The organism is Mesorhizobium sp. M4B.F.Ca.ET.143.01.1.1, from assembly GCF_004792275.1.
In the GTDB taxonomy this organism is placed as follows: domain Bacteria; phylum Pseudomonadota; class Alphaproteobacteria; order Rhizobiales; family Rhizobiaceae; genus Mesorhizobium; species Mesorhizobium abyssinicae.
In genome coordinates, this window is record NZ_SRSR01000012.1 from 153144 (window position 1) to 168862 (window position 15719).

A 15719-nucleotide genomic window follows, 5' to 3' on the forward strand; every position below is an offset into this window, starting at 1 on the left:
TTGGGCCGGCCGCTCAGTCATCATTCGCCGCGTTCAGTTCCTCCGGTCGCAACCCCTCGGCGCCATGTTGCGGCCACGGCAGGAAATTGCGGTCGAAAGCGTCACCGCCGAAATAGTCCAGCGCCCGGTGCGCCTCGGCCCCATTGAAGGCGGCCTTGTCCATCAGATGCGCGATCACGTCGCGCGCCTGCGCGATCTTTTGCCTGAGTTCGGCAACGGTTCGGTCGGTCATGATTGTCTGCTCCCGCCAATGTCCCCTGTTTGAAAGGTAGTGCTTTCCGCCGTGGCGGCAACAGCATGCTTTTTCTCGACTCTTGCGGCTTTTCGTGCCAATCCCCGCGCCATGGCGCTCGACATCAAGATCTGCGGGTTGAAGACCGACGCGGCAATGGCCGCGGCGCTGGCCGGCGGCGCCAGCCATGTCGGCTTCATCTTTTTCGCCAAGAGCCCGCGCTATATCGAGCCCGCCGACGCCGGCCGGTTGCGCGAGGCGGCGCGCGGCAAGGCGTTGGCGGTTGCCGTCACAGTCGATGCCAGCGACACCTTCCTGGATGAGATCGTCGCCAGGATGCAGCCTGACATGTTGCAGTTGCACGGTTCCGAAACGCCCGGGCGGGTGGCCGAGGTGAAAGCGCGCTATGGCCTGCCGGTGATGAAGGCACTGTCGATCAGTGAGACGGCCGATCTGGAGCGGATAAAGCCGTTCGTCGGCATCGCCGACCGCTTCCTCTTCGATGCCAAGCCGCCGAAAGGTTCCGAGTTGCCGGGCGGCAATGGCGTCGCCTTCGACTGGCATATCCTTGCCGGCCTTGACGCCGGCGTCGATTACATGCTTTCCGGTGGGCTCAACGCCGTCAACATCGGCGACGCCCTGAGATCAGCCAATCCGCCCGGCATCGACATTTCGTCGGGCGTGGAAAGCGCCCCGGGCGTCAAGGATCCGGCGCTGATCGAGCAGTTTTTCCGGGCCGTCAGGGCCGCGCGCGACGACCGCGCCGCCTGAGCAATTCTTGAACCAGGAGATCGGCGATGAACAAGCCGGCTATGCCCAATTCCTTCCGCACCGGGCCCGACGAGCAGGGCATGTTCGGCATTTTCGGCGGCCGCTTCGTCGCCGAGACGCTGATGCCGCTGATCCTCGACCTCGAACGGCACTGGAACGAGGCCAAGAACGATCCGGAGTTCAAGGCCGAGCTGCAGAACCTGTCGACCCACTACGCCGGGCGGCCCTCAAAGCTCTATTTCGCCGAAGGCCTGACGAGGCATCTCGGCGGCGCCAAGGTCTATTTCAAGCGCGAGGATTTGAACCACACCGGCTCGCACAAGATCAACAACTGCCTGGGCCAGATCCTGCTCGCCAAGCGCATGGGCAAGAAGCGCATCATCGCCGAGACCGGCGCCGGCCAGCATGGCGTCGCTTCGGCCACTGTCGCGGCCCGCTTCGGCTATCCCTGCGTCGTCTACATGGGCGCCACCGACGTCGCCCGGCAAAGCCCCAACGTCTTTCGCATGAAGCTGCTCGGCGCCGAGGTGCGGCCGGTCACCGCCGGCCACGGCACGCTGAAGGACGCCATGAACGAAGCGCTTCGTGATTGGGTGACCAATGTCGAAGACACCTACTACCTGATCGGCACCGCCGCCGGCCCGCATCCCTATCCGGAGCTGGTGCGCGACTTCCAGTCGGTGATCGGCGCCGAAGCCCGCGCGCAGATCCTCGAACAGGAAGGCCGCCTGCCCGACACCATCATCGCCGCCGTTGGCGGCGGCTCCAACGCCATCGGCCTGTTCCATCCCTTCCTCGACGACAAGGACGTCCGCATCATCGGCATCGAAGCCGGCGGCCGCGGCCTCGATGGCGTCGAGCATTGCGCGTCGATGAATGCCGGCGCGCCGGGCGTGCTGCACGGCAACCGCACCTATCTGCTGCAGAATGCCGACGGCCAGATCCTCGACGGCCACTCGATCTCGGCCGGCCTCGACTATCCCGGCGTCGGCCCCGAGCATTCCTGGCTGCGCGACTCTGGCCGCGTCGAATATGTGCCGATCCTCGACGACGAGGCGCTGGAGGCCTTCCAGCTGACGACGCGCGTCGAAGGCATCATCCCGGCGCTGGAATCGGCCCATGCCATCGCGCATGCGGTCAAGATCGTGCCGGCCATGGACAAGGACCAGATCGTCATCGTCAACCTGTCCGGCCGCGGCGACAAGGACGTGCACACGGTGGCCAACATGCTGGGCATGGAGATCTGATCATGACGACCCGCATCGACCGCCGCATGGCCAAGCTGAAAGCCGAGGGCCGCCCGGTGTTCGTCACCTATTTCATGGGCGGCGATCCCGATTACGACACCTCTTTAGCCATCATGAAGGCGCTGCCTGGCGCAGGCAGCGACGTCATCGAGCTCGGCATGCCGTTTTCCGATCCGATGGCCGACGGCCCGGCCATCCAGGCGGCGGGCCTCAGGGCGCTGAAAGGCGGCCAGACGCTGGTCAAGACGCTGAAGATGGCGTCGGAATTCCGCACCGCCGACAACGAGACGCCGATCGTGCTGATGGGCTACTACAACCCGATCTACATCTACGGCGTCGAGCGTTTCCTTGCCGATGCCAAGGCCAGCGGCATCGACGGGCTGATCGTCGTCGACCTGCCGCCGGAAATGGACGAGGAGCTCTGCATTCCGGCGCTGAAGGCCGGCATCAACTTCATCCGCCTGGCGACGCCGACCACCGACGACAGGCGCCTGCCCAAGGTTTTGGAGAACACCTCCGGCTTCGTCTACTACGTCTCGATGACCGGCATCACCGGCTCGGCATTGGCCGACACCGCCAAGGTGGCGGCGGCCGTCAAGCGCATCAAGGGCCACACCGCGCTGCCGGTCTGCGTCGGCTTCGGCGTCAAGACCGCCGAGCAGGCGCGCACCATCGGCGCCTCGGCCGACGGCGTCGTCGTCGGCACCGCGATCGTCAACGCTGTCGCCAATGTGCTGGGGCCGAAGGGCGAAAAGACCGCCGATCCGGCCGAGGCGGTGGCTACTTTGGTCAGCGGCCTTGCCCAGGGCGTCCGCTCCGCCCGCCTTGCTGCCGCCGAATAGTTTGCCTAGATCTGGTTTTGTGCATGCCGTTGTCCCAAAACCGGGTAACACTTTTGGGCGGCACGCATAATTCCTCGTCAGGACGGGAGCCGAAGCGATGAACTGGATCACCAATTACGTCCGCCCGAAGATCAATTCGATGCTCGGCCGGCGCACCGACATGCCCGAGAATCTCTGGATCAAGGATCCCGAGACCGGCGAGATGGTGTTCCACAAGGACCTCGAATCCAACCAGTTCGTCATCCCGTCGTCCGGCCATCACATGAAGATCTCGGCCAAGGAGCGGCTGAAATATTTCTTCGACGACGGCAAATACGAGACGCTCGAAAATCCCAAGGTCGTGCAGGACCCGCTAAAGTTCCGCGACGAGAAGCGCTACACCGACCGGCTTAAGGACGCCAAGGCCAAGACCGGCCTCGAGGATGCGATCGTCAATGCGCTGGGCAGCATCGACGGACTGCCTGTGGTGGTCACGGTGCAGGATTTCGCCTTCATGGGCGGCTCGCTCGGCATGGCCGCCGGCGACGCCATCGTCCATGCGTTCGAGGTCGCCCTGCAGCGCAAGCGGCCGCTGATCCTGTTCGCTGCCTCCGGCGGCGCCCGCATGCAGGAAGGCATACTCTCGCTGATGCAGTTGCCGCGCACCACGGTCGGCGTCGACCGGCTGAAGGAAGCCGGCCTGCCCTATATCGTCGTGCTGACCAATCCGACCACTGGGGGCGTCACCGCCTCCTATGCCATGCTTGGCGACGTCCACATCGCCGAGCCCGGCGCGCTGATCGGCTTTGCCGGGCCGCGCGTCATCGAGCAGACCATCCGCGAAAAGCTGCCCGACGGCTTCCAGCGCTCCGAATATCTGATGGAGCACGGCATGGTCGACATGGTGGTTTCGAGGCTGGAGATGCGCCAGACCATCGCGCGGCTTCTGAAGATGCTGCTCAAGCTGCCGCAGGAAGAAAAGCCGCTCGAGCCCGAGATCCTGCCGCCGGCGCTCGCCCACCAGGAAGCGCGGCCGCAGGCCTGACGCGACACTGAACGCTGCGAGGTGCGATTGCGCGCACCGTCCGGTGCTGTAGCTTTTTGATTGCGCATGATCCTTTCCGAAACCGATTTCCGGTTTCGGGGTCATGCGCTAGGATTCGTCCATGACAACGCTTGCCGCCGACCGCGAAATCGAAAGCCTGATGGCGCTTCACCCGAAGGGCTTCGACCTTTCGCTCGACCGCATCACGCGGCTGCTAGAACGTCTCGGCAATCCGCAGGAGCTGATCCCGCCGGCGATCCACATTGCCGGCACCAACGGCAAGGGCTCCTGCGCCGCCTTCTCGCGCGCGCTGCTCGAAGCGGCCGGTCACCTCGTCCATGTGCACACCTCGCCGCATCTGGTGAACTGGCACGAGCGCTACCGCCTCGCCGCCGAGGGCGGCGGCAAGCTGGTCGACGATCAGGTCTTCGCCGATGCCATCGCCCGCGTCGCGGCGGCCAATCAAGGCCAGAAGATCACCGTCTTCGAGATCCTCACCGCCGTCACCTTCCTCTTGTTCGCGGAGCATCCGGCCGAAGCGGCCATCATCGAGGTCGGCCTTGGCGGCCGCTTCGACGCCACCAATGTCATCGCCCGGCCGGCGGTGTCGGTGATCATGCCGGTGTCGATGGACCATGAGGCCTATCTCGGCGACCGCGTCGAACTGATCGCCGCAGAAAAGGCCGGCATCATCAAGCCCGGCTGCCCAGTTGTCATCGGCGCGCAGGAAAGCGAGATGGCGCTGCAGGTGCTGATCGAGACCGCCGAGCGGCTCGACTGCCCGACCTTCGTCTATGGCCAGGATTTCCTCGCTTTCGAGGAAAACGGCCGCATGGTCTACCAGGACGAGGACGGGCTGATGGACCTGCCGCCGCCGCGCCTGCCGGGGCGCCACCAGTTCGCCAATGCGGCCGCGGCGATCGCCGCGATCAAGGCCGCCGGCTTCGACATCAGCCATCGCGCCGCCGAAAAGGCTATGGCCAGCGTCGCCTGGCCCGGCCGCATGCAGAAGCTGGCGCAAGGCAAGTTGGCCGAATTGGCGCCGAAGGGCGCCGACATCTGGCTCGACGGCGGTCACAATCCGGGCGCCGGCGTCGTCATCGCCGAGGCGCTCGCCGAGCAGGAAGAGAAGCACCCGCGCCCGCTGTTCCTGATCTCCGGCATGATCAACACCAAGGACCAGAGCGGCTATTTCCGTGCCTTCAAGGGGCTCGCCCGGCATGTCTATACGGTGCCGGTGAGCCTCAGCGACGCCGGCGTGCCGAATGACGAGCTGGCGCTGCGCGCCGCCGAAGCCGGCCTGTCGGCGGAACCCGTCAGCTCCGTCGCCAGCGCGCTGATGCTGCTGCGCGACACCTGGGACGGTCCGCCGCCGCGCATCCTGATCGGCGGCTCGCTTTACCTGGCCGGCGCGGTGCTGGCCGAAAACGGCACGCCGCCGACCTGAGGGCAGGGTTGCGACCTGTTCTGACCGCAAGGAGCCCGTCGTGATCAAGGTCAAGCAACTCGCCCATGTCTGCATCTTCGCGCATGACCTGGAAGCGACGCGCAGCTTCTACCGCGACGTGCTCGGCATGGACACAAGGTTCAATTTCCTGCGTGACGGCACGGTTTTCGGCTTTTACCTCGATTGCGGCGGCCGCAGCCATGTCGAGGTGTTTCAGAACGACGAGGCCAGGTACAGCGATCGCAACCAGATCAACCATTTCTGCCTGGAAGTGGAAAACATCGACGCGGCGATCGCCCATATCAGGTCGAAGGGCGTCGAGGTCACATCGAAGAAGCACGCCTGCGACGACACGTTCCAGGCCTGGATCCGCGATCCGAACGGCGTGAAGATCGAGCTGTTCGAATACACCGCCAAAAGCGCGCAATTTACCGGCGGCGATCGCATCGCCGACTGGTGACTTCCGCGCGCCGTCTATGGACTATTTCAGCTCGATCTCGATGAAGGCGTATTCGCTGTCATTGGCGCTGATGACGTCGTGCTCGACGCCCTCCTTGCGGAAATAGGGCGCCCCCTTCTTCATCTCGGCGAAGGATTCGCCGTCCTTGGTCAGCAGCTTCACCTTGCCGTCCATCAGCGGCACGATGACATAGTCATGGCCATGGCGGTGCCAGCCGGTGTTGTCGCCGGGCTGGAAGCGGTATTCGGTGACGATGACGCGCTCGTTGTCGATGAAGACGGTGGCCTTGGCTGTTCCGGTCATGGTGTTCTCCTGTCCGCCCCAAGCAGACGACATGCAGGCATAGCGCACGAGGGCCAGAAGGCGCCGAGACATGGCGCCAAAGAAAAAGCCCGGCGCGATGGCCGGGCTTGTCCTTTGAAACTTTTCGATTGGCTCAGGCGAGGCTGCCGTTGATCCAGTGCGACAGCGCGGTCTTCGGCGCCGCGCCGACCTTCATGTCGGCGACTTCGCCGCCCTTGAAGATCATCAGCGTCGGGATCGAGCGCACGCCGAACTGGGCGGCAAGCTCCGGATTCTCGTCGATGTTGAGCTTGGCGATCTTCACCTTCGAGCCAAGCTCCTTGGCGATGTCTTCCAGCGCCGGGGCGATCATCTTGCAGGGGCCGCACCATTCGGCCCAGAAATCCACCACGACCGGCTCCTTGGCGTTGAGCACATCGGCCTGGAAATTGCTCTTGTCGACCTTGACGGTGGTCATGCGGAAATCCTTTCGAGAACTCGGGTTACACCAAATGTGGTGGTGGCAGCGGCCTAATTCAAGCAGTTCTTGTGTCACGCTCCCGTGAGTCGGGCAAGGGCATCGTCAAGAGCACGCGCCGGCAGCTCGATCAGCCTTGGCGCCTCTGTGAACAAAAGCACGGCCCGGACCGCGCGGCCGGGATAGAGCGGCTGAAGCAGTGCCCGATAGAGCGCCAGCTGCAGCACATAGGCAGGCGGCACCTCCTCCAGCGTCGCCGGCGCCGGCCGGTTGGTCTTGTAGTCGACGATCGACACGCTGTGCCCGGAGATCGCCAGCCGGTCGATCTTGCCGGAGATCGAGCGCAGCTTTCCCCTCAGCTCGAGGCTGCCCATGACAGCGACTTCGGCGCGCGATGCGGGCGCGAACAATGCGGTGAAGCGGGGATCGGCGAGGATCGCCATCACCGCGACCACCGCTTTGCCGCGCTCTGCTTCTGGCCAGCCGGCGCCGGCGCGCGCCAGATAGCGTTCCGCGGCGTCCTGACGCTCGCCTTCAGCGATCGAAGGCAGCATTTGCAGCAATTTGTGCAGCGCCAGCCCGCGCAGGACGGCGAAACCGGGCTCTGCCTCGGCATCCAGTACCGGCGAGCGCGTGTCGGTCACCGTCTGCTTGGCTTCGTCGATCAGCGCCGAGGCGCCGGAGGGCGACAGAGGCCGCGGCAGCTCCTCATAGGGCGGCAACGGGCGGAACAGGTTTTCCGGCAGCGGCGCGACATGCTGCACCGGGCTTGCCGATCCGGCCGCCGCCAACGCCACCGGCGGCAGCTTGGTCATATGGAAGCGGTGCACTGCGACCTCGTCCGTCGCCGGGTGCCGGCGCTCCCCGCTTTCCGGCGCGCCGATCAGCGCCCGGCTGACGATCGTATGCCAGGTGCCGGTGCTCGGCGCGCGCTTGCCGTGATAGCCGCAGACGACCAGCCGGTCCTCGGCCCGCGTCATGCCGACATAGAGCAGACGGCGGTATTCGTCGTCGGCAAGCTCCCTTGCATGCGCGGCCGCGGCTTTCGAAAAGCTATTGGCAACGTCGCTCGCCGAGCGCCAGAGATAGCCCTTGCCCCCAAGATTCTCGCCCGAACCCTCGAACGGCATCAGGCGCGGCAGATGCTGGTCGCTGAACGGCGCCGAACCGCCATCGACCAGGAAGACGACAGGCGCCTCCAGGCCCTTGGCTGCGTGCACGGTCATGACGCGCACCTCGTCGCGGGTCTGGTCCATCTCGCGCTTGATCTCTGGCCCGCTGCTTTCCAGCGTTGCCAGGAAAGCCTCCAGCCCCGGCAGGCCTGTGCGCTCCTCAGCAAGGCAGAAGCTCAGGAATTCGTCGATTATGTCGCCGGCTTCCGGCCCGAGGCGCGCGATCATCTTCTTGCGGAGGCCGTCGCGCGCAAGGGCCGCGGCGTAAAATTCGAACACCGGCTTGAAGGCAGCCTCGTCCGTCCAGGCGTCCAGCCGCGCGACAATGCCGGCCAGCACGGCATCCTCGCCACCCTGCTTGCGGAGCGAAGCGAATAGCGAAAGACCCGTCGGCCGTCCGTTGGCCAGCGAAAAGAGCCGCTCCTCGGACACGTCGAAAATCGGGCTGCGCAGCACGGCGGCGAGAGAAAGGTCATCCTCGGGCTGGATGAGGAAATGGCCGAGCGCGATCAGGTCCTTCACCGCGATGTGGCCGGGCAGGCTCAGCCGGTCGGCACCGGCGACGGGGATCTGCCGGTTCTTCAGGCTGCGCGACAAAGCATGCACGAAGCGGTCGCGCTTGCGCACCAGGACAAGGATGTCGCCGGCCGTCAGCCTGCGGCCCTTGCCCTCGAGGACCTCGCCGTCCCGGAGCCAGGCTTGGATCGTTGCAGCCACATGCTCGGCCACCCGCACCGCCGGCGCGCTGGCGTGGTTGACCGGCAAGGTCCAGTCGTCCGGTTCCTCGACCGCGTCGGCGCCGATCGACGGCCACACCTCGACATAGCCCGGCGCGTCGGTGCGGATCGCCTTGTGGCTGAGCGGATCGGGGTCGTGGCTGATGCCCCGCCTGACGCCCGGGTCGGCAAAGACACGGTCGACGGCGGCCAGCACATCGTCGCTGGAGCGGAACGACCAGGTCAGCTTGAGATCGGCGAAAGAGGCTTCGGCGTCGCGCACGCGACCGGCAAACAAAACCCTGCTCTCGGCAAAGGAATCGGGTGCGGCGCCCTGGAAGGAATAGATGGACTGCTTTTCGTCGCCGACGGCGAACATCGTGCGCCGCACCGTCTCGCGCTGGCCGAGGCCGGCGAAGAATTCCTCTGTCAGCTTCTTCACCACCTCCCACTGATCGGGGCTGGTGTCCTGCGCCTCGTCGAGCAGGATGTGGTCGATGCCCTGGTCGAGTTTGAACTGCACCCAGGGGCCGGCATCGGGCCGCGACAAAAGGGCGACGGTGCGGGTGATCAGATCGTTGAAGTCGAGGAAGCCGCGGCCGCGCTTCAGCTGCTCATAGCGGGCGATCAGCCAGCGGGCGACGGTCAACGCCGCCGCCGTGCCTTCGAGCATCCGAAACAGCGCCAGCCGGTCCGAAACCTCGAGGATCGCCTTGGCCGCCGCCAGATAGCGCTCCGGCAGGTCGGGCAGCCGGTCGAGCAGCGCCCTCTTGAAGGTCTTTGCCGGCTCGTAAGCGTCGCCATCGGCTTTGAGGAAGGCCTTGCCGAGCAGCTGCAGCCTGCGGATCGGGTCGGCTTCGGCGAATGCCAGCCTGGCATAGGGCAGGATGTTGTTCAGCACGATGCGCGCATCGGCCGTTTCCGCGGTGCGCGCGAAGCCGGCGAAATAGTCTGGCAGGAAGCCGGGCAATGGCCAGAGCGAGGCGGCGATGTCCTCGGCCGTCAGGCCTGGCCTGAAGCGGAATTCGGCGAACAGCGGCCGGAAGTCCTCGCCCAGCTCCGACAGGAAGGCGCGCAGCCCATCGCGCTTCGCCACGATCTCGGCCAGCAGCGCGTCGAGGCCGGCCTCGCCGCCGCGCTCCAGCACCGTGGCGAAGGCCTCGGCCAGTCCTTCGGCGCCGGCGCTGGCACCGGAGATCATGTCGCGGCGGGCATCGGCGAACAGCGACGCTTCCATCTGCGGATCGAGCATCTCGAAATGCGCGGGAATGTTGGCCTCCAGCGGGAACTGGTGCAGCACCGATTCGCAGAAGGCGTGGATCGTCTGGATCTTCAGCCCGCCCGGCGTCTCCAGTGCTTCGGCGAACAGCCGCCGCGCGCGGCGCATCGTGTCGGCGTCGGCGCGGCGGCCATCCAGCGTCGCGATCCGCGCGGCGAGCTCGGCGTCACCGAGCGAGGTCCATTCCGACAGCGTCGAAAACACCCGGTTCGACATGTTGGCGGCGGCGGCGCGCGTATAGGTCAGGCAGAGGATTTTCGACGGATCGGTGCCGTTGAGCAGCAGCCGAATGACGCGCTGCGCCAGCACATGCGTCTTGCCCGAGCCGGCATTGGCCGACACCCAGGCCGAATTCAGCGGGTCGGAAGCGCGCGCCTGGCTGGCAGCGGTGTCGCTGGGGATCGGGTAGGCCTTCTTCATGCCTCCCCCGCCTCGTCCTCGCTATCGCCGCCGGCCGACCATTCGAGCACGCGCGCGAGATGGTCGTAGTCGCCATCGGCCTCGCCCTCGCGGAACGGCAGCGCGCGCGACAGATAGCCGGTCGTCGGGTCGGCAAAGTGGAAGAGCAGCTTCTCCAGCCGTGCCCAGGCCTCCTCGGCGAGCTCATTGGCGGTCCTGGGCTTGCGGTTGTATTCGAGGATCGATTCCTCGAACACGTCGCCATTGGGCTTCAGCCGCACGAAGGCGAGCTGCGAGGGCTCAGCTGTGCCGAGCGCCTTGAAGGCGCCGCGCCTGAGCAGCGCGCCTTCCAGCGCCAGCTGTGGCGAAAGCAGCGTGTGCGCCTGCGCCTTCGATGGCGAGGACCCGGTCTTGTAGTCGAGTATGTCGGCCATGCCGCCGGCCAGCAGGTCGATGCGATCGGCATAGCCGGACAGCGTCACCCCGGTGCGGCCGACCACAGTCTTCTCGGCTCGTTCCTCGGCATAGCGCTGGGCGACGGCGTCGGCGCGGCCATGCTCCCATTCGATGATGTTGGCGGCGAGCTTTTCGAAGCGCGGCCACCACACCGCCTCAATGTCAGGTGGCAGTGCGGCTTCCGCAAAGCAGGCCCGGCCGGCTTCGAGAAGACCTGCCAGCGCGTCCGGCTGGCGCGGATCGGCGATCCTGGCTGAGAACAGATGCAGGATGGCGTGGAACAGCGTGCCGCGCTCGGCCGCTCCGGGATCGCGGATGACGGGATCGAGCGGCATCAGGCCGAGGATCCGCCTGGCATAGACGGCATAGGGGTCGCGGCGCAGCGTCTCGATCTCGGTGACCGAGAAATGCTGCGGCCGCACGCCGAGCGGCGGCCTCGGCTGCGGCCGTGGCGCGAAATCCTGCCGCTCGCCGGCATCGAGCGCGCGCGCCCAGGCGAGCAGCGCCTCGCCGCGCCGCAAGGGCGCTGCCGCATGCTCCTTGCCGATGAAGGTCAGCATGCGCTGCAGCCAGCGCGACGGCACCGCCGGCGCGTCGCCGGAGCGGGCCGAGCGCGTCAGCACCACCTCTTTCGCGCCCATCGCCATCTGGAAGTCGTGCGCGGCAAGGCCGATGCGCCGTTCCGGCGGCTCGAGGTCGATGCCGGTCTTCATCAGCCGCGACATGAAGCGGTCGCTCTCCGGCTTGCGCGGCCACACGCCTTCGTTGAGCCCGCCAATGACGAGCGTGTCGACGCTTTGCAGCCGCGCCTCCAGCGCGCCCCAGATGGCGATGTTGCGGTCGGTGCCTTGCGCCGGCTTGACCATTTCGGGCGCGATCAGCGCGTCCATCACGTCCGGCCATTCGGCTGCCGCGAAGGCGAACGGCACCGAAGCGGCGACAAGGCCGCGCATGAGTTCGGCGAGCTTCTCGCCGGCGTCGCCGGCATAGAGTTGCGCCAGGCCGCCATCGGCTGCCCGGCCAAGGTTCTCCAGCGCAACAACGCTTGCATGAGTCAAGGCGGCGAGGTCGGCATCCTGTTCGCCGCGAAAGGCGGTGAGCGGCGCAAGCGCCTCGGCCAGGCGGGCAAGCATGTCCCGCGCCTCGTCGAGGCCGCGCGCCGACAGCCGCGAGAGCCAGAAGGGCGGGCGGCTGTGGCCGAGACCCGAAAGGCGGGCCTCGAAAAGCAACGCCAGCGAGGCCGCGTCCGGCCGCCCGGTGCCGCCGCGCAATGCCACCAGTTCGACGATCTCCGCCGCATGGCGCACGCGCCCACGGTCGAGGCCGAGGCCAAGCAGCGGGTGCTTCAGCAGCGACAACAGGCCGACCGGATCGCCAGGCCGGAATGCGGCCTGCAGCGCCAGCCTCAGCAGGCTCGCCGCCGGCGTGTTGGCGAGCGGCGTGCCGCCGGAATCGTCGGCGACGACGCCGAAGCGCTCGAGCTCGACAGAGACGCGCCGCGCCAGCGCGCGGTCGCCGGTGACAAGTGCTGCGCGACGGGCCGGCTGCTCGACGGCGCGCTTCAGCGCGATCGCGATCGCCACTGCCTCGTCGCGCTCGCTTGCGGCTTCCACCAGCGTCACACCGGCCAGGGCCTCGCCCATGGCCTCGCCTGCGAAACCGGGGCGGGTCGCGGTCCACAATTCGGTGGTTTCGGCCGGTCGCAGTGCTTCGCCGACAAGCGCCGCGCGCAGCGAAAGCGCCCGGTCGGCGGCGACGATCTCCTCGACATCGGTGCGCAGCACGCCGATGCCGCCGATCAGCTTCGCCAGCCCGTATTGCGGATGGCCGAGCGTGGCCGGCCGCGCGCCGGGTGCTGAAATCGCGGCGAAGGATGCCTCATCCAGCCCTTTGTCGAGGCCGGGCAGCACGACCGCGCCGTTAGGCAGGCCGGCGATCGCCGCGAGCAGTTCGGCAGTCGCCGGAATGGAGCCGGTCGAGCCTGCGGCGACCACCGGTCCGGCCGGCGGATTGCGCTTCAGCCGCGCCGCCTCCAGCCGGATCAGCGCGCTGCGGTGCGCGGCCGGATTGGAGAGGCTGCGCTCCTCCAGCAGCCTTGGCCAGTGGTCGGTGACGATGCCGAGGAAATCGAGCGTCACCTGCCACCAGCCGGCAAGGTTGCCGCTGACCAGCCCGGCGAGCTTCGCCCAATCCGTACCTTCGGTCTCGATTTCGTCCATCAGCCGGGCAAGGTCGCGCGCCAGCCAGATGGCGTCGGCCGCCGAGGTCGGCACCACGAATTCCTCATTGAAGCGCGCAGCGACATGCGCCGGCAGGCTCTCCTTCCACGCCCGCACCAGCGGCGCCAGCAACAGCAAGCGTTCCTGCGCCGCGATCGGCGGCGCCAGATCGATTGCTGGCGGTGCCTCGGTGTCGAAGGCGGCCTCGTCCTCGTCGAACTCGCCGAGTGGCCGCACCGTCGGCAGAATGGCCGAGCGACCTCCCAGCATGTCGACGAAGGCGCCGCGCAATGCCCGCGCCGCGCGCCGTGTCGGCACATAGAGCGTGACGTCGGCGAGCGCCAGCGGGTCGCCCTCGAAGCGGAAGCCGGGGACAAGCCGGCCGGCCAGCAAGGCTTCAGCCAGCGTCGGCAGAAACGGCGCTCCGGGCGGGATCGAGAAAACGCGGCGCGAGCCGCTCATATCGCTTTCGCGAGGGCGCCGGCGACTGCCGCCTCGGCGAGCGGAATGGCGTCGGGCGTGCCGACGGTGATCCAGCGGCCCTGCATCGCCATTCCGAACAGCCGTCCGGCGCCGATCGCCGTGTCGAAATAGACGTTGAGCGAATGCGGGCCCGTCGGCGCGTCCTTGAAGATGCGCGGATGGACAATCGCAGCCCCGGCATAGATCAGGCCGGCCGGATCGCCTTTCGAGCGCTGCAGGGCGCCGTCCGGCGCCACCAGGAAATCGGTGCCGACGCAATGTCCGGTGGCGGAATCGAGATCGGTGAGCATCAGCAGAATATCCATTCTGGCAGCGTCCCATGCAAGGGAAAGGCGCTGCAGGCTGGGCTGGCCGCTGTCGATCCAGAACGTGTCGGCGTTGATGATGTAGAAGGGCTCTTGTCCCAGCGCGGGCAGCGCCCTGACGATGCCGCCCGCCGAGTCCAGCAGCATCTCGCGCTCGTCGGAGATGACGATCCTCGGCGCCTTGCGGCCGGCGACATGGGCGATGATCTGGTCCGGAAGATAATGAACGTTGACGATCGCCCTATCGACACCGGCGCTCGCCAGGCTGTCCAGCCCCCAGTCGAGCAGCGTCTTGCCGGCGATTTCCACCAGCGGCTTCGGCATCGTGTCGGTGATCGGCCGCATGCGCTTTCCAAGCCCGGCGGCGAGCACCATTGCGGTCCTGGGGGTTGCGGTCACAGCGGTCGTTCTTCCAGCAGGCCATGGGCGGCGTAGAAGTCGTGTAGCCCGGAGAGTGCCGGGTGCGCCAGCGCTCTTCTGAGATAGTCGCGGATGCGCGGCAGGTGCTTGAGGTAGAAGGGCTTGCCGTCGCGCTTCTCGAGCCGCACGAAAATGCCGAGGATCTTTGAATTGCGCTGCGCCGCCATGATCGCGTAGGCCTCCCGGAACGCCGCCTCGTCGAAGGCGCCGGCGGCGTGGCGCGCCGCGATGTAGGCATCGAGCGTCCGCTTCTCGATCGCAGGCGAGATGGTGACGCGGGCGTCCATGGCGAGCGAGGCGACGTCATAGGCGGCGGGACCGATCAGCGCGTCCTGGACATCGACGACGCCGAGCCGGTCATGACCGGTGCGGTCGCCGCGCCAGATGATGTTGGGCGAATGGAAATCGCGCAGCATCAGCGTGTATTGGCTGCCCTCGAGCCGGTCGAGCACCTTGTTCCATTCGTTGTGGTAGCCGGCCAGCAAGGCATTGCCCGCCGGCTTGCCGGTCAGCATCGGCACATACCAGTCGACCAGGAGATCGGCTTCGATCAGCATCGCCTCGCGATCGAAGGGCGGCACGTCGTGGAAGATGCCGGGCGCGGCCGCCATCCTGTCGGGCCAGGCCTTGCCGTGCATCATCGCCAGCAGCTCGGCCGCCGCGGCATAGCGCTCGGCGATCGGCTCGCCGTTCTGGCCCAGGAACCCTTCCGCGCCGAGATGCTCGAGCAGCAGGAAGCCTTGCTCCAGGTCCTCGGCATGGATCTCCGGCACGCTGACCCCGGCGGCGTGCAGCGCCTTGTCGATGGCGACGAAGGCGGTGACGGACTGCGCGGTGTGGGCGATGACCGCATAGGGCTTGCCGTCGCGCACCGGCGGGCCGAGCACCAGCCGCGGCGAGTTCATCAGCACGCGCGGCGCGATGCCGGCGAGCGAAACGATCTCATAGGAGCGGGCGGAAGCGTCGCCGACGAAGAAGCGCCTGGCGGCTTCGCCCCAGCCGGCCGTGGCCAGGAAATCGCGCATCGCCAGCGAGCGCGCCGCGCGATCGATGGCAGCGCCCTGTCCCGACAGCTTCGCCAGGCGGCCGTCGCCCTGGTGGACGAGCTCGATCCAGACCGTGCCATCGGGCAAAGCGGCTTCGGCGCGTTCCGGCCATTCGACCAGGGCCGCCCCCCCTTGCGCCAGCGCGTCGTCGAAGCCGAGTTCGTCGAGCTCGCTCGCCGAAGACAGGCGGTAGAGATCGAAATGATGCACGGGAAGGCGCGTCTCGTAGCTCTGCACCAGCGTGAAGGTCGGGCTCGGCACGTCGAGGCCGGCATCGTCGGCCAGCGCCCGGATCAGCGCCCGCGCCAGCGTCGACTTGCCGGCGCCGAGATCGCCCTTGAGCGCCAGCACGTCGCCCGGGCGCAGCGCCATCGCCAGGTCTTCACCCAGCCTTGCCGTGGCGGCTTCGTCGGCGAGAAAACGCTCCAGCCCTGCCATGAG

13 protein-coding genes are annotated in these 15719 nt (G+C 67.1%); 6 read left to right on the forward strand and 7 right to left on the reverse strand.

The window, feature by feature from the left end:
• Positions 1-13 precede the first annotated feature (13 nt).
• Positions 14-232, reverse strand: a complete 219-nt coding sequence (locus EN786_RS25960; RefSeq protein ID WP_127283604.1) for a hypothetical protein — start codon at positions 230-232, stop codon at positions 14-16.
• 111 nt (positions 233-343) lie between these two features.
• On the opposite strand from EN786_RS25960, the gene EN786_RS25965 reads away from it, so the two are divergent.
• The 6 genes from EN786_RS25965 (at position 344) to EN786_RS25990 (ending at position 6023) form a co-directional block, all read left to right on the forward strand.
• A complete protein-coding gene (locus EN786_RS25965) occupies positions 344-1003 on the forward strand; it encodes a phosphoribosylanthranilate isomerase (protein WP_127311390.1) in 660 nt (219 codons plus the stop codon).
• Positions 1004-1029: 26 nt separating this feature from the next.
• Positions 1030-2250 (forward strand): tryptophan synthase subunit beta, encoded by a 1221-nt coding sequence (gene trpB / locus EN786_RS25970; protein ID WP_127311389.1) that lies wholly within the window; start codon positions 1030-1032, stop codon positions 2248-2250.
• Positions 2251-2252: 2 nt separating this feature from the next.
• Positions 2253-3092 carry a tryptophan synthase subunit alpha gene (gene trpA, locus EN786_RS25975; protein WP_127311388.1) on the forward strand — a complete coding sequence of 280 codons (840 nt, stop codon included), beginning with the start codon at positions 2253-2255 and terminating at the stop codon, positions 3090-3092.
• Between the two features lie 97 nt (positions 3093-3189).
• A complete protein-coding gene (accD, locus tag EN786_RS25980) occupies positions 3190-4116 on the forward strand; it encodes an acetyl-CoA carboxylase, carboxyltransferase subunit beta (RefSeq protein WP_127283609.1) in 927 nt (308 codons plus the stop codon).
• 121 nt (positions 4117-4237) lie between these two features.
• Positions 4238-5563: a folylpolyglutamate synthase/dihydrofolate synthase family protein gene (locus tag EN786_RS25985; protein ID WP_135908993.1), complete on the forward strand. Its 1326-nt coding sequence runs from the start codon at positions 4238-4240 to the stop codon at positions 5561-5563.
• 40 nt (positions 5564-5603) lie between these two features.
• On the forward strand, positions 5604-6023 hold the full coding sequence (locus EN786_RS25990; protein WP_127312156.1) for a VOC family protein: 420 nt from the start codon (positions 5604-5606) through the stop codon (positions 6021-6023).
• Positions 6024-6044: 21 nt separating this feature from the next.
• Here EN786_RS25990 and EN786_RS25995 read toward each other — a convergent pair whose 3' ends face one another.
• The 6 genes from EN786_RS25995 to tsaE all read right to left on the reverse strand — a co-directional run bounded on the left by EN786_RS25995 (position 6045) and on the right by tsaE (position 15716).
• Positions 6045-6326 (reverse strand): cupin domain-containing protein, encoded by a 282-nt coding sequence (locus EN786_RS25995; RefSeq protein WP_127283612.1) that lies wholly within the window; start codon positions 6324-6326, stop codon positions 6045-6047.
• 133 nt (positions 6327-6459) lie between these two features.
• Complete coding sequence (gene trxA / locus EN786_RS26000) at positions 6460-6783, reverse strand: thioredoxin (RefSeq protein ID WP_126057124.1); 324 nt, start codon at positions 6781-6783, stop codon at positions 6460-6462.
• Between the two features lie 74 nt (positions 6784-6857).
• Positions 6858-10370 (reverse strand): double-strand break repair helicase AddA, encoded by a 3513-nt coding sequence (gene addA / locus EN786_RS26005; RefSeq protein WP_135908995.1) that lies wholly within the window; start codon positions 10368-10370, stop codon positions 6858-6860.
• The gene (gene addB, locus EN786_RS26010; RefSeq protein WP_135908997.1) at positions 10367-13486 is read right to left on the reverse strand and encodes a double-strand break repair protein AddB; all 3120 of its coding nucleotides are present in this window, start codon (positions 13484-13486) and stop codon (positions 10367-10369) included. Before addB ends, addA begins: the two co-directional genes overlap by 4 nt.
• Positions 13483-14211 (reverse strand): nucleotidyltransferase family protein, encoded by a 729-nt coding sequence (locus EN786_RS26015; RefSeq protein ID WP_127310904.1) that lies wholly within the window; start codon positions 14209-14211, stop codon positions 13483-13485. The genes addB and EN786_RS26015 overlap by 4 nt, the downstream gene beginning before the upstream one ends.
• Positions 14208-15716 (reverse strand): tRNA (adenosine(37)-N6)-threonylcarbamoyltransferase complex ATPase subunit type 1 TsaE, encoded by a 1509-nt coding sequence (gene tsaE, locus EN786_RS26020; protein ID WP_127310905.1) that lies wholly within the window; start codon positions 15714-15716, stop codon positions 14208-14210. Before tsaE ends, EN786_RS26015 begins: the two co-directional genes overlap by 4 nt.
• Positions 15717-15719: the final 3 nt, after the last annotated feature.

Excerpts from the sequence above, each read along its gene's own strand:
- addA (WP_135908995.1), bottom strand. The coding sequence starts at position 10,370 with ATGAAGAAGGCCTACCCGATCCCCAGCGACACCGCTGCCAGCCAGGCG.
- addB (WP_135908997.1), bottom strand. The coding sequence starts at position 13,486 with ATGAGCGGCTCGCGCCGCGTTTTCTCGATCCCGCCCGGAGCGCCGTTT.
- EN786_RS25995 (WP_127283612.1), bottom strand. The coding sequence starts at position 6,326 with ATGACCGGAACAGCCAAGGCCACCGTCTTCATCGACAACGAGCGCGTC.
- EN786_RS25985 (WP_135908993.1), top strand. The coding sequence starts at position 4,238 with ATGACAACGCTTGCCGCCGACCGCGAAATCGAAAGCCTGATGGCGCTT.
- accD (WP_127283609.1), top strand. The coding sequence starts at position 3,190 with ATGAACTGGATCACCAATTACGTCCGCCCGAAGATCAATTCGATGCTC.
- trpA (WP_127311388.1), top strand. The coding sequence starts at position 2,253 with ATGACGACCCGCATCGACCGCCGCATGGCCAAGCTGAAAGCCGAGGGC.
- tsaE (WP_127310905.1), bottom strand. The coding sequence starts at position 15,716 with ATGGCAGGGCTGGAGCGTTTTCTCGCCGACGAAGCCGCCACGGCAAGG.
- trxA (WP_126057124.1), bottom strand. The coding sequence starts at position 6,783 with ATGACCACCGTCAAGGTCGACAAGAGCAATTTCCAGGCCGATGTGCTC.
- trpB (WP_127311389.1), top strand. The coding sequence starts at position 1,030 with ATGAACAAGCCGGCTATGCCCAATTCCTTCCGCACCGGGCCCGACGAG.
- EN786_RS25965 (WP_127311390.1), top strand. The coding sequence starts at position 344 with ATGGCGCTCGACATCAAGATCTGCGGGTTGAAGACCGACGCGGCAATG.
- EN786_RS25960 (WP_127283604.1), bottom strand. The coding sequence starts at position 232 with ATGACCGACCGAACCGTTGCCGAACTCAGGCAAAAGATCGCGCAGGCG.